Genomic DNA, 12,910 nt, shown 5'->3' on the forward strand with positions numbered 1-12,910 from the left:
AATATGATGCATAGGTCAAACGATGGCTTGTAAGGGCATGTATTATCGTTATATTTTTGAAGAGAATGGTACGACCAGAATTGTTTTGCGAGCTTTATAGTTAAATAACGATCAAATCAAGAGATAGCTCGCTTTGCGGTTTCTTCACTTCACAGGCATAATTCGCGCTCGCTATGTAGTTATTCAATAGACGCAATAGGAACCGCATTGGAATTACTGAATGTTGAATTTTTAGGTCGTTCGCTAAGGCTCGAAGGATCGATGGCTGGGTGGCAGCAGTTATATTGGGATAATACGTTGGTGTCTCAAATCGATGCCAGTGACAATACCGCAGAGACTTGTCTACACCAGTTTAAGCTCTCTGCGGGTGAGGAAATCCTGAACTGTCATTTGGAGTGTTCTTTAACATGGCAACCGTTTGAATTGAGTTACAAGGTCACAATTAACGGTGAGCTCATCAATGAAGGTTGTCGAAATGAAAAAGACATCGAGCGCCAAGTGCCAGAAGTTACGCCACCATCCGAAAAGCGTTTAAGTGTAATAGGCCTCGTATCTCTTGGGATGAAAGCACTTAAAAGTGCGAAAGTTATTAAAGTGGCGTTAGCGTCTGCAAGTCTCGCTGCATATTCTTGGCTATTTTCCATCGAGTTCGCGCTAGCGTTGATCGCTTGTTTGGTTTTCCATGAATATGGTCACATTAGAGCGATGAAGTATTTTGGAATGAAGACCAAAGGAATCTATTTGATTCCATTCCTAGGTGGTTTGGCGCTAAGTGACGAAAAGATAAACACGCGCTGGCAGGATGTGGTTATCTCAATCATGGGACCATTTTTCGGTTTAGTACTTAGTATTGTTTTTACTTTGCTTTATTGGATGACTGGTGAGGTGATCTTCGCTGGGCTTGCTGTGTTTAACGCCTTGCTAAACCTATTTAATCTGCTGCCTATTTTACCATTAGATGGTGGCCATGTGCTCAAAAGTATTACCTTCTCAATGAATACTTGGGTCGGGTTAGTTGGCAGTATTGCGACCGCTTTATTAGGCATTTTTATCAGTTACTATTTCGGTCTGACGTTGCTAGGGTTTTTATTGTTAATGGGAATGTTGGAAGTGGTGATGGAATGGAGAGCTCGACATCAAAGCCATTTATTGCCATTAACCCGTTATGGGCAGCTATTCTCACTGGCTTGGTACTTGGTCTCTGTCGGAGGTTTTGTTTCTATCATCTGGTATTTTGCCACTCTCGGAGATAGTTTGTTAAGTTTGCCGCTACAGATATTGGGCACTTGATTAGAATCATTAAAAGCTCCCTAGGGAGCTTTTTTATTTGGCAAGCTTAAGTAGTAGACGATAGTAGCAATGAATTAGCCACATCTTGGTGCTTTCGCGTTATACGCAGGCAGCTTATTTATGGTTGCTTGTAAATCTTTAATGCGCGTACTGTGCGATGGGTGGGTTGAGAAGAATTCAGGTGGTTGAGAACCACCTGATGCAGCACTCATATTTTTCCATAAATCGACACTTTGACGTGGGTCGAAACCTGCTTTTGCCATGAATTCCAGCCCGACAATATCAGCCTCAGATTCCTGAGTACGACCGTATGGCAAAATAACACCGTATTGGACACCGACACCAAGTGCCGCCATCGTCATTTGTTGATACTGTTTGTACTCGGAAGCGCCAATGGCAACGTTTGCTAGAGACAACCCGGCATTTGCTAACTGACTTTGTGAGAGACGTTCATTACTGTGGTCAGCGAGGACGTGAGCGACTTCGTGACCAATGACTGTTGCCAACTGATCTTGGTTTTTCGCGACATCTAAAAGCCCGGTATACACGCCGATCTTCCCACCTGGTAGAGCAAACGCATTGACTTGTTCACTATCAAAAACAACGACTTCCCAGTCTTTAAATCCAGATTGAGCGGGAATGGTGTCAGTGATGTGTTTGGCAACGCATTGAACGTAGGCATTCGTTTTGCGGTCTTTGCTGATTGGGATATCTTTCTTCATTTGTTCGAAAGATTTAGCGCCAAGCGATGACATTTCCTGATCTGAAAACATCAGGATCTGGTTGCGACCCGTCGGTGATGCGCTACACGCTGTTAAACCCGCGATAGTTAAAAGAGCAGAGGCTTTCATCCATACCTTCATAATAGGCTCCATTTAATTTTTTGTTTTGAAGCAATAGTATATACCCAAATAGTAACATGATGCATGGATCAAGTTATTCATCTGATTAATAAAGAAGGTGAGATGTTACGTCTTGAAGTTATGCCCAAGTAGCGTCTATGCTAGCTTCCTAGCACATCGTTAAAACCTAACAAACCAGTTTGTGAAACTAAGAGTAAAACAATGAGTATATGGAAAAAGCCCGTAAGCATAGAGATTCTGAATGCCACGTCAAAAAATACCCTGATCGAGCACCTACAAATTAAATATACAGATTTCACTGACGACTCCCTTACAGCAACCATGCCCGTATGCAGCTTTACTCATCAACCTTTAGGAATGCTTCACGGTGGTGCATCAGTCGTGCTCGCAGAAACATTAGGCTCATTGGCTGCAAACTTCTCTGTCGATGAGGGCAGCTACTGCGTCGGTTTAGATATTAACGCGAACCATGTGCGAGCCATGCGAAGTGGTCATGTGATTGGTACGGCAAAACCGCTTCATCTGGGTATTTCAACGCAAGTGTGGCAAATCGATATCACTGATGAGCGAGGCCGTTTAGTGTGTACCAGTCGCTTGACCATCGCTGTGAAACAACACAAAACAAAGTCGGTATAAACTAAGATGGTGATTGAGTTTTCATTAGGAAAAATCATTGCAACCCAGCGTGAAATAGTGATTAAGCTCTCCGGTAGTGCAATGGTAACCTTGCAAGCGCAAACCGATGCAATTCAGTTGCTGGGTAGAGGAGCGAACGTTGTTTTATCTCATGGAGCAGAGTGCAAATGGTCTATCAAGCTCGACAACGAGGTACAACTGGCTGAACTTTCGCGAGAAATTGGTATCGATATTCAATAATTTATAGTGTGATGTTTGCACTTTTTGGTAAAAATGAGGAAACTTAGCTTATCGACAACAAGATAAGAATTTCCTCTTTATGAGTAGCCCTCGTTTACGTGTTCAGTTCGAAACACTGTTTGAAAAATTTTCCGGTCACGATACGGACGTTCAGCTCGAAGACATCACCGAAGCGTTGTTTTGTACACGTCGTAATGCTCGTATTGTTCTAAATAAACTTGAAGAAGAGGGCTGGATTGAGTGGCATCCGGCAGCGGGTCGAGGAAAACTTTCGAAACTCGTTTTTAAACGTAATCGAAGCGACGTCAGCGAAAACCTCGCCAGGCGTTATCTCGATGAAGGGAAAATCGGTCAGGCTCTAGATGCGCTTGATAACGATGCGGCACGATTGACGCAGGTTATCCAAGGTTATTTAGGGCTTCAGCATCGACAGGGCGAGCAGGTCGTGCGTTTGCCTTATTATCGACCATTGTCGATGTTAAACCCGCAGAAACCGATGCGGCGTTCTGAACAGCACATCGCCAGACAAATTTTTAGCGGACTCACTCGCCTTGATGAAAATGAACAACTTCAACCAGATTTAGCCCACACGTGGGAAGCAATTTCTGATACACATTGGCGTTTTTATCTTCGTCGTGGAGTACGCTTTCATAACGGTGAACCGTTAACAACTAGTTGTGTTCTTGAAAGTGTGCTTGCGTTAAATAGCTTGAACTTGTTTTCTCACATAAAGCGGGTGTCTTCACCACAAGAGTGGACCGTTGATATTGAGCTCGTCCGTCCTGATCGCTACCTTCCTCTGGCTCTGAGTGAGTCGCAAGCAAAAATTTTGCTACCGAGTGCTTTGCGTTCTGAAAGCTTCGATAGACAACCGATAGGGACAGGGCCGTTCCAAGTTAAAATGAATGATGATAAGCGTCTTATTTTGACTGCTTTTGATGGCTACTTTGGTTTTCGCCCTTTACTTGACCAAGTGGAGGTGTGGGTAATCGATGAAGCCTATTCTTCAATGGTTTATCCAAGCCTGTCAAAGCCGAAGATGGATAAACAAGGTTCATCCGATGAAGTCGAGCTGGACCCTGGCTGTACATTCCTATTACTAAACAAAAACACCGGAATTGCAAAAGATCCACGTTGGGCAGAGTTCCTCTCGCAAACCCTCAACAGTCACCAGATTTACGCGCATGTTCCACAAGATAAAGTGATGGAACTGGGAGTATTGCAAGCCTTTGGCCTTAAGCCCGGTTGGATTGACCTCAGGCCAGCGGAAGCGGGCAGCGTACCACAGGCTAATAAGGTAATTTCCGTAGCGTATCAGAAAAAGCATCCGATGTTTCCAGTAGTTGCCAAGGCCATCAAGACACTCTTAAAACCGCACGGTATAGAGGTTGAGTTTATTTGTTATGATTCTCAACCGCCCGCGCCTGAGGAAGTGGATATCTGGGTGAAAGCTATGGGCATTGCAACGAACCGAAATGACGCGTTGGCGGGCTGGCTCCTGGATTACAGTGATATTGAGAAGTTCAGTTCAGGTTACGATTTTAGTGAATGGGCTAAACTTGTCGATCAATGGCGTGCCGGCATGCACACAGACTTTCCTGCGCGTGAGCTAGGACGACAGTTAGTAAAAAGCTGTCAGGTGATTCCTATGTTTCACTGCTGGCTAGGCGTGAATAAAGACCACAGCGGTGCGTTACAAAATGCAAAGTGTAATGCCTTAGGTTGGTTTGATTTTAATAATGTATGGGTCAAACCGGATATAGAAAGTAACCATGGCGAAACCGAATAAAAAACAACCGACGAAAACCGTCGATATCTTTTGCTCTAAATGTAAAACTCAACTATTTAAGTACCGTAAAAGCGGGAAAGGCGCACTGGTTAAATGCTTCAAAGAGCGCATTGTTGACGATTTCACACAAACCCCATGTATTTGCCCCGCTTGCGGACAAGAGTTTGCAAGAGATACCCTAGTAAGAGGAACCCCCGCTTACAAAATGATTGGCGGCAAAGTGACGATGAAATAATAAAGGGCTAGAAAATGAGTATGAAACATGACTATTGCATGGTTTTAAGTACAACCAGTAATGAAAAAAATCGAGATCAGATCATTAAAGGTTTGCTAGATGCCCAATTAGCCGCGTGTATTCAAACAATGCCTATTGAAAGCCACTACGTTTGGAAAGGGGAGGTTTGTACTGACAACGAATGGTTGCTAGTCATCAAAACTCGTCGAGAACTTTATGAATTGGTGGAAGAGAAAATAGAAAACCTGCACGAATACGAGGTAGCTCAAATCGTACAGGTTCCAATTGTTGATGGGTTTAACCCTTATTTAGAATGGTTGAGAGAATCGACGTTGAGCCGACATTAAGAATAACGACAACACTGCACCAACGGTATCGCACAACATATCTTTCTGGGCGTCCCATATGTCACCTTGCGAGCCCAGAAAGGCAATTCCCTCATCGCCACCAGCCAACTCCGCATACCACCATTCGATAATCTCATAGCCAGCAGCAAGTGACATGATAGCAAACAAAGCAAACCAGCAAGAGAACGCTTTGTTGAACCGTTTTTTGTTTATCAAGTATTCAGCGATCGGATATGCGTAAAGGCCAATTGAAAAGTGCGCAACGCGATCAAAATTATTTCGCTCTGAACCAATCATGTCGTTAAACCAGTCAAACGGCACTTCGGAGAACGTATATTTCGCACCGATAGTGTGCAAACAGAGCCAGATGAACATTAAAAAGTAAGCCGTATTACTGAACTGATAGCGAATCGAAATCGCCCAAATAGCAACAAGAATACCAATCGCCGGGATAATCTCCGCAAACCAAACTGCACGTGAGTTAGGTTCCAACGCAGAAAATAAAAACACGATGGCATAAAAAATCGTTAATCCTAAGAGTGTCGAGGTGCTTTTCATAGAGTTATTTGATCCTTCAATTTATCTTACAGTGGGACTCCATAGATTGTGTTAATGATTGCACTTAATTGAACGGTGTGCAATTGATATTTTAATGGGTTTTTTGATCACTGAAAATGTTGATTTATTGGCAAACTGCTCAACATTAAAACGTTTGCGCGTGCACTTTTCATTAAAGTTTGATTTACAACATGCCCATCCATAGAATCCATGATTCAGTCTAATAAAAAAGAAGTAAAGCCATGAAACTGGAAACTGTCGATTATCTTGCTGACGATGCTGCTCAACAGTTCGTTACCTCTCTACGAGAAACGGGGTTTGGTGTGTTGAAAAACCACCCGATTCCACAAGAGCTTGTAGAGTCAATTTACAAAAACTGGCATGAGTTTTTCTGTTCAGATCAAAAGAATGATTTTCACTTTAACGTAGACACCCAAGATGGCTACTTCCCACCTTCTGTGTCTGAAGTGGCGAAAGGGCACAAAGTGAAAGACATCAAAGAGTACTTTCATGTTTACCCTTGGGGGCAGATCCCAGAGCAGCTTAAAGCTGAAATCTTAGAGTACTACGAGCGTGCCAATGCATTTGCTCAAGAGCTATTAGGTTGGGTTGAAGCGTACGCACCTAAGGACGTTCAAGAGAAGTTCTCTATCGCGTTGTCAGAAATGATCAATAACAGTGACAAAACATTACTACGCGTGCTTCACTACCCACCGATGACAGGCGAAGAAGAGCCAGGCGCTATTCGTGCTGCTGCGCATGAAGACATTAACCTGTTAACGGTTTTGCCTGCTGCTAATGAACCTGGACTGCAAGTAAAGAGTAAAGAGGGTGATTGGATCGATGTACCATGTGACTTCGGGAACTTAATCATCAACATTGGTGATATGCTTCAAGAAGCGTCAGGTGGTTATTTCCCTTCAACGACTCACCGTGTAATCAACCCTACGGGTGGCCGTCAAGAAAAGTCACGTATCTCATTACCGTTGTTCCTGCATCCAAAGCCGGAAGTGGTGTTATCTGAGCGCTACACTGCACATAGCTACCTTATGGAACGTTTACGTGAGCTAGGGGTTATTTAACCTTTACGTGATCTCCTTACAAAGGCCGATGGTGAATGACTATCGGCCTTTTTGCATTTATGCTACAAAGTGGAAACTATGTTTTTTGTGCCGTGAATGGGGCCCTAAACTCGTGTCAGAGAGGATGAATGGAAGGACAACGTACTGTCAATAGTATTGAGCCTCATGCAATAGAAAATCCGCTGCTTTGGCCAATGCTAGAAATTCTGAGAAAACAGCCCTCTAATTGGAAAGTGCACACCTTGGCAAGCTCGTTGGGTGAACAAGGTTATATTTCAAAGCTGGACGACTCTCCCGATAAGGATTTATTCAAAAGAAACTTCCTGATCATGAATGCATTATATCAACTGCAAGACACTCTGTATCCGGATAGCTGGCTTCAAGTCGAAGCCATGGATATTCAGCTCATGTCTTCGATGGAAGCTTTGAGGCATAAGATCGATATTCATGATCCTTTGCGTGAGTATTACTTAGATTGGCGCAATTACGAAGCGGACGAAGATGAAGTGCGTCGACTGTTGAATGAATTTTGGACAACTTATCAAAAGTTCATCGGTGGTTCGTCAGTAGCCAGCGTAGATAAGACAAAGGCACTGTCACTATTTGAACTTAACACTGACGCTACGCCTGCGGAAATTAGAAAACAATGGCGAAAACTCGCGCTTCGTTGGCATCCTGATCGAGAAAATGGCGATGCAGAAAGATTTAGAGTTCTTTGTGAAGCGTGGAATGTACTGAGAAACGAATGATTCGCTAAGAATAAAGATAAAGGAAGGCAGCTAACTATAGCTGCCTTTTGATTGAACTGTCTCTGTCAGCGTATCAAAACTAGCATGATGACTTAAACTGAGATTTTCGCATGCGGTTGAGGGCAGCCATAACGTCTAGTGTGCGTGGTTTGGCTAAGTCGCCTTGTTTAGGAAGAGCGGCATGCCACTCACCAGACAGCATTTCTTCAATCTCCTTCGCCGGATGATTACACCAACCTGGAAGTTGAGCAATTTGGAACCATAACCAGCCAATTGTGTTGACTTCATCGGCTGACTCTATCTGTTCCAAAGCGCTAAGATCAGTAAACTCTTTACCAAATCGAAGTGACTCTTTGCCTTTCGCATTCACACGGAACTTGCCGTCAGTCAGAATATTCATCAACGCAACGCGGTTCAGTGCTCGAGGTGGGAAGGTCTGTAAACGTTCTTCTGACTCGTTATGGCGTTGAGTAGGGTGCTGAGCGATAACTTCTTTCGCTTTTTCAGTCACATCAACGGCTTGGTAGTCGTGCATTTGAATGACGGTATCGGCAACGTCTAAGTAGTCGCCCGACCCACCCATAACGATAATGGTAGAGATATCAAGATCATCTCGTAATTGACCAATGCGGTCGACGAGAGGAGTAATTGGCTCATCACCTTTTGCCACCAATGCCTGCATACGCTCATCTCTAATCATGAAGTTGGTAGCAGAAGTATCTTCATCAATCAATAATGTGCTTGCACCCGCTTCAATAGACTCTTGAAGCCAAGCGGCTTGCGACGTTGAGCCTGATGCGTCTTGAGTAGAAAAGTCCGCCGTATCTTTACCCATCGGTAAATGGTTGATGTAGTTCGACAGGTTCAAGTGGTGTACGCATCGGCCATCTTCGGCACGAATCTTCATAGCCTTGTTATCGGCAACAATGTATTCGCGGCCATCTCCTGGAATATGATCGTAAATTGAACGCTCTATTGCATTTAATAAGGTAGATTTACCGTGGAAGCCGCCACCTACGATCAGTGTGATACCTTTTGGAATTCCTAATCCTGTGACATGGCCCTTGTTTGGCGCATGTAAAGTGGCTTGTAGAGATTCAGGGGCTTTAAACTCAACGGCTTCTTTCATTGGAAGGTCGCAATTACCTGCAATTCGAGGAAGAATACTGCCGTTTGCGACAAACGCGACTAAGTTATTGGCCTCTAACTGTTCTCGCAGGGCATCTTGGTCTTCAACAACTTGGCAGTGCTTAATTAAAGCGGCTTTGTCGAGTTCACGCTCTAAAGTTGCTCGACGGATAAACTTAGGCAGGTGGAAAGTCAGTATGTTGTTGGCTTTTTTCCCCAATACTGAACGACCTTCAGCCGGTAAGTTAACTCGAAAACGCAGTTCAATACCTTCTTCAGTAAACAACACCGCGGTGCTATCCAGTACAGTTTGGCCTGTCAGTGAAATTGATACTGAGTTTTCTTGTTTAGCAAACTGTTCAAAACTACGCGCAATAAAATCACGTGCACCTCTTTGAAATGCAGGAGACTCGTCTCTTAGCCACTCAAGACCAGTCAAAGACCATGCGCGAGTCGCACGAAAACGTGACGCCGATGCATAAGGGTCACCCTGTACATGATCGACAAACAAAGTGAAATCAGTGAAGTCGTATTGACCTTTGATTTGCTGATAAGCTCGGTAGTTCTGCTTTTCAATTTTCTTAAGCGTGGCAGTCAACTGATCCATGAAGATATTGGCCTTTTAATAGAAGCGGGCGGCGATTATAGAAACCACCGCCCTCATAGTAAAGAGAATGCTTAGGAAGAGTAGGCGTATTGCCCGCCAGAAAGGCGCTGATTAAACAAACTTTGCTCAAATTCATTACAAGGCATAGGTTTACCATAAAGAAAACCTTGTCCGATATCACAACCCTCACCAATAAGAAACTGCTCTTGTTGGTGGGATTCAATGCCCTCGATCACTACTTGGAGTTCCAGTTTTTTTGCAATGTGTATGATTGAACAAATGATCTCGCGATCATCATCTGACTTTTCCATTTGCTGGACGAAGCTTTTATCAATTTTGATGGCATCAAACGGATATTTCTTTAAATAGCTGAACGAAGCATATCCTGTACCAAAGTCATCAAGTGACAATGTCACACCTAGTTTATGCAACTTATTTAACGTTGTGCGTGCTACTATTTCATCAGCAATTAGAGCGCTCTCGGTTACTTCGAGTTCGAGAAAGTGTGCTGGCAAATGGAAAGTGTCGAGTAGGTGTTGCACTTGTTCTGCAAAATTTACGTTTTGTAATTGAATGGGAGAAACGTTGACGGCAATTTTGAAGTTATCGATTAACTCAGACCATTGTTTCGCTTTGTCTATCGCGGTACGCAGAACAAAAGAGCCAACTTCAAAGATAAGCCCGTTTTGTTCGGCCATATGTATCAATGCTTCGTTGGAAACGTCGCCAAGTATTGGATGTCTCCAGCGAAGCAAGGCTTCTGCGCCAATCCATTTACGTGTTTTGGAGTCTACTTGAGGTTGAAAGTACAACACTAAATCGTCGTTACGCACTGCTTGTAAAAGGTAACTTTCCAGTTCATTGTGACTATTGAGATCCGCCGAATGATTTTCTCTAAAATAACTAAAAGGTTCGCCGGATTCTTTACATAGAAGCATCGCGTAACATGCATGTTGAAGGATACGCTTAGCATTGCTGCAATCTTTGTAAGCTTGAACTATACCGATATACGTGTGCAAATGTATTTCTGTTTTGTTGAAGACAAATCCATCTACGCTAATTTTAGTGATATCATCTAATAGTTGATTTAACCGAGCTTCAATATCCTCTCCCCAAATCAATAAAACCATGTCATTCGAACTTGGTCTACCAGTGATAAATCCGCTAGCACCGTGTCTGGTTAATCTGGAGTGAAATTCTTTTAAAATGTTGTCAAAGACCTCGAACCCGTGCCTGGTCTGAATACTGCGAGCGTTACTAAAACCAATGTTGATGACCACAAGCGATTGCTGATCACTATCAAGGGACTGTAAGGTGTATTGGACAATGTTCTCAAGTGCAGAACGATTTAGAAATCCAGTTCCCTGATCATGTGTTTTTTGGTAGCTCACTTGTTTTTCCGCGGCTTTACGGCGATCAATCTCTTGTGTTAAGGAGTAACTTAACTGGGCTAAATCCGTGGTACGATTTTCAATTCGACTCTTTAGCTCGGTGTTAAGTCGCTGAAGTTTATGTTGTTGGTACACAACTGAAAGCTGTGCTTCGATTGAATCTTTGAAAGTTTCAAGCAACTGACGGTAACTATCGTTGTACTCGTTTCTCTCAGAGTCAAGCATACAGATTGTTCCAAATGTCTCCCCATTTGGCCAGAATAGCGGTAAGCCGCAATAAGAAATCATGCCTAGTTTGATGTCTGGGTTATTTTGCCATTCTTCATCTTCAAGCGCATTGGGGATTACAAGCTCGCCTTTCTGTTCTATAACTTGCTCGCAATACAAACCGTTACCAAGCTGCTCTGCATCGCCAGTACGATAAGGATTACCTAGAGTTTCGCTAGATGTATTTACTTCTATGCGATCCGGATGGATACGCATAATTAATGTGGTGGGTACGTGTGTTATTTGAGCCAGTAAGTTGACGATTTCCTGCCAACTTCTTCGCATAGACTCAGGGATTTCGTAGTCTAATGTTTGCAATCTCCCCATATAGGTCATCCTTTACGTGGTTTCACTTCCTGTGAATTAAAAATGCAGACTGCTCTATTTTGTTCTCGCTTTTTAATTAAGTATAGGGTGGCTAGGGCTCGAAACAAAAAAAAGTCCTGAAAAGTGTTCAGGACTAGGAATAGTTGTCACATATCTCATCCTTGAAACAGGTAACAAGTATCAAGGCTTAAGCGACATTAACGATTCAATAGAAATGTCTTGCGAATAGTCGACATCTTCAAAGTTAAAGCCATTGAGCTTCATAAACTCATCTTTAAAACCTTGGTAATCACCAATCTCTTTAAAGTTTTCAGCATTCATCTGTTCTAAAAGAGCGTGGACTTCTTGTTGAACTTGCGGTTCAAGTTCCAAGTCATCTATTCGAATCAAGCGTTCGCCGTCAACTGGCACTTTCTCTTGATCGTATAACTTCGTAGTAAACAGTCGCTGCATTTGTTCAATACAGCGTTCGTGAGTACCTTTTTCCTTCATCACTCGATAAAGCGCTAACAGGTAGGGACTTAGCGCAGGGATGAATACACTGGCTTTCGTCACCAACGCCTTACACACGGTTGCGTAAGCACCGCCGTCAAAGTTGGCGAGTTTGAGGTTTAATGAATGACTGGTTTGGTGTAAATCGATTTTCGCTCGACCTAACGTACCATCGAGATAAATTGGGTGCGTAATGTCAGGGCCCATGTAAGAAAAGGCGATGGTTTTGCAGCCGTTTGCAATAGAGTCGTTATTGATGAGTGTGTCAATCCAGCTTTCCCAGTCTTCGCCGCCCATTACTTTAATGGTGGCGTTGGCTTCTTCTTCTGTTGCTGGCGTTAAGGTGGTTTCTATCCACTTATCGTTCTCCAGCATGATAGAAGCGCCAGTGACAGGCTCACCAATCGGTTTAATGACACTGCGCCAAAACTCATCAGATTTAGGTTTAGGTCGAACACCGGTTGCCAAGCTATAGATGACTAAGTCAACTTCACCCTCAAAGTACGTTTCAATGGCTTCAATCACTTGATTGCGCACCGAACCAGAGAATGCATCACCAACAATATTTATTGCGGTATGCCCGGCTTGATTTGCTTCTTGCTTAAAAAAGACGTTGTTATACCAACCCGCACTCCCAACCCCTTTCTCTGAAGGGCCACGCTCAAATGAGACGCCAATGGTATCGGCGTTAGCGCCACCGAACGTTAGGGCGATTCGGGCCGCTAGGCCGAAACCAGAGGAGGCACCAATAATCAAAACCCGTTTTGGGCCTTTTTTGATCTGTGGGGCGCGTTTTACGTATTCAATTTGCTCTTTAATAGATGCATGACACCCTTTGGGGTGCGCAGAGCGAGCAACAACACCTTGAATTAACGGTTCTATTCGCATGTTGTTATCTATCCTCGATGA

Annotated in this window: 13 protein-coding genes; 8 read left to right on the forward strand and 5 right to left on the reverse strand. The window is 43.5% G+C overall.

Annotation, left to right across the window (positions count from 1 at the left end):
* Positions 1-261 precede the first annotated feature (261 nt).
* Positions 262-1,290 carry a site-2 protease family protein gene (locus tag R7Z50_RS03210; RefSeq protein ID WP_005376346.1) on the forward strand — a complete coding sequence of 343 codons (1,029 nt, stop codon included), beginning with the start codon at positions 262-264 and terminating at the stop codon, positions 1,288-1,290.
* A gap of 74 nt (positions 1,291-1,364) precedes the next feature.
* Here R7Z50_RS03210 and R7Z50_RS03215 read toward each other — a convergent pair whose 3' ends face one another.
* Entirely contained in the window at positions 1,365-2,153 is a 789-nt protein-coding gene (locus R7Z50_RS03215; protein ID WP_017634168.1) for a M48 family metallopeptidase, read from the reverse strand.
* A 201-nt stretch (positions 2,154-2,354) separates the two neighbouring features.
* Here R7Z50_RS03215 and R7Z50_RS03220 point away from each other — a divergent pair, with 201 nt between their 5' ends.
* The 5 genes from R7Z50_RS03220 to cutA all read left to right on the forward strand — a co-directional run bounded on the left by R7Z50_RS03220 (position 2,355) and on the right by cutA (position 5,400).
* Positions 2,355-2,789: a hotdog fold thioesterase gene (locus R7Z50_RS03220; protein ID WP_005376340.1), complete on the forward strand. Its 435-nt coding sequence runs from the start codon at positions 2,355-2,357 to the stop codon at positions 2,787-2,789.
* A 6-nt stretch (positions 2,790-2,795) separates the two neighbouring features.
* The gene (locus R7Z50_RS03225) at positions 2,796-3,029 is read left to right on the forward strand and encodes a DUF3389 domain-containing protein (protein ID WP_005386281.1); all 234 of its coding nucleotides are present in this window, start codon (positions 2,796-2,798) and stop codon (positions 3,027-3,029) included.
* Between the two features lie 79 nt (positions 3,030-3,108).
* Complete coding sequence (locus R7Z50_RS03230) at positions 3,109-4,818, forward strand: SgrR family transcriptional regulator (protein WP_318148864.1); 1,710 nt, start codon at positions 3,109-3,111, stop codon at positions 4,816-4,818.
* Entirely contained in the window at positions 4,802-5,053 is a 252-nt protein-coding gene (locus tag R7Z50_RS03235; protein WP_318148865.1) for a hypothetical protein, read from the forward strand. Before R7Z50_RS03230 ends, R7Z50_RS03235 begins: the two co-directional genes overlap by 17 nt.
* A gap of 14 nt (positions 5,054-5,067) precedes the next feature.
* Positions 5,068-5,400 (forward strand): divalent-cation tolerance protein CutA, encoded by a 333-nt coding sequence (cutA, locus tag R7Z50_RS03240; protein ID WP_017634166.1) that lies wholly within the window; start codon positions 5,068-5,070, stop codon positions 5,398-5,400.
* On the opposite strand, the gene R7Z50_RS03245 is transcribed toward cutA, so the two are convergent.
* On the reverse strand, positions 5,362-5,958 hold the full coding sequence (locus tag R7Z50_RS03245; RefSeq protein ID WP_005376330.1) for a DUF2238 domain-containing protein: 597 nt from the start codon (positions 5,956-5,958) through the stop codon (positions 5,362-5,364). The two genes, cutA and R7Z50_RS03245, sit on opposite strands and share 39 nt — an antisense overlap.
* A 242-nt stretch (positions 5,959-6,200) precedes the next feature.
* Here R7Z50_RS03245 and R7Z50_RS03250 point away from each other — a divergent pair, with 242 nt between their 5' ends.
* Together R7Z50_RS03250 and R7Z50_RS03255 are read left to right on the forward strand one after the other, a co-directional pair.
* Positions 6,201-7,040, forward strand: coding sequence for an isopenicillin N synthase family dioxygenase (locus tag R7Z50_RS03250; protein WP_005376329.1), 840 nt, complete (start codon positions 6,201-6,203; stop codon positions 7,038-7,040).
* Positions 7,041-7,168: 128 nt separating this feature from the next.
* Complete coding sequence (locus R7Z50_RS03255) at positions 7,169-7,789, forward strand: DNA-J related domain-containing protein (RefSeq protein WP_005376328.1); 621 nt, start codon at positions 7,169-7,171, stop codon at positions 7,787-7,789.
* Between the two features lie 79 nt (positions 7,790-7,868).
* On the opposite strand, the gene R7Z50_RS03260 is transcribed toward R7Z50_RS03255, so the two are convergent.
* The 3 genes from R7Z50_RS03260 to fabV all read right to left on the reverse strand — a co-directional run bounded on the left by R7Z50_RS03260 (position 7,869) and on the right by fabV (position 12,889).
* Entirely contained in the window at positions 7,869-9,524 is a 1,656-nt protein-coding gene (locus tag R7Z50_RS03260) for an ABC-ATPase domain-containing protein (protein WP_064369257.1), read from the reverse strand.
* 71 nt (positions 9,525-9,595) lie between these two features.
* A complete protein-coding gene (locus R7Z50_RS03265; protein WP_047101140.1) occupies positions 9,596-11,509 on the reverse strand; it encodes a sensor domain-containing phosphodiesterase in 1,914 nt (637 codons plus the stop codon).
* Between the two features lie 180 nt (positions 11,510-11,689).
* The gene (gene fabV / locus R7Z50_RS03270; RefSeq protein ID WP_132936450.1) at positions 11,690-12,889 is read right to left on the reverse strand and encodes an enoyl-ACP reductase FabV; all 1,200 of its coding nucleotides are present in this window, start codon (positions 12,887-12,889) and stop codon (positions 11,690-11,692) included.
* Positions 12,890-12,910 lie beyond the last annotated feature (21 nt).

This window comes from Vibrio sp. 1249-1, from assembly GCF_033340495.1.

Coding starts and splice junctions, on each gene's coding strand:
- R7Z50_RS03255 (WP_005376328.1), top strand. CDS start 7,169: ATGGAAGGACAACGTACTGTCAATAGTATTGAGCCTCATGCAATAGAA.
- R7Z50_RS03225 (WP_005386281.1), top strand. CDS start 2,796: ATGGTGATTGAGTTTTCATTAGGAAAAATCATTGCAACCCAGCGTGAA.
- R7Z50_RS03265 (WP_047101140.1), bottom strand. CDS start 11,509: ATGGGGAGATTGCAAACATTAGACTACGAAATCCCTGAGTCTATGCGA.
- R7Z50_RS03260 (WP_064369257.1), bottom strand. CDS start 9,524: ATGGATCAGTTGACTGCCACGCTTAAGAAAATTGAAAAGCAGAACTAC.
- R7Z50_RS03235 (WP_318148865.1), top strand. CDS start 4,802: ATGGCGAAACCGAATAAAAAACAACCGACGAAAACCGTCGATATCTTT.
- R7Z50_RS03220 (WP_005376340.1), top strand. CDS start 2,355: ATGAGTATATGGAAAAAGCCCGTAAGCATAGAGATTCTGAATGCCACG.
- R7Z50_RS03210 (WP_005376346.1), top strand. CDS start 262: ATGGCTGGGTGGCAGCAGTTATATTGGGATAATACGTTGGTGTCTCAA.
- R7Z50_RS03245 (WP_005376330.1), bottom strand. CDS start 5,958: ATGAAAAGCACCTCGACACTCTTAGGATTAACGATTTTTTATGCCATC.
- R7Z50_RS03215 (WP_017634168.1), bottom strand. CDS start 2,153: ATGAAGGTATGGATGAAAGCCTCTGCTCTTTTAACTATCGCGGGTTTA.
- cutA (WP_017634166.1), top strand. CDS start 5,068: ATGAGTATGAAACATGACTATTGCATGGTTTTAAGTACAACCAGTAAT.
- fabV (WP_132936450.1), bottom strand. CDS start 12,889: ATGCGAATAGAACCGTTAATTCAAGGTGTTGTTGCTCGCTCTGCGCAC.
- R7Z50_RS03230 (WP_318148864.1), top strand. CDS start 3,109: ATGAGTAGCCCTCGTTTACGTGTTCAGTTCGAAACACTGTTTGAAAAA.
- R7Z50_RS03250 (WP_005376329.1), top strand. CDS start 6,201: ATGAAACTGGAAACTGTCGATTATCTTGCTGACGATGCTGCTCAACAG.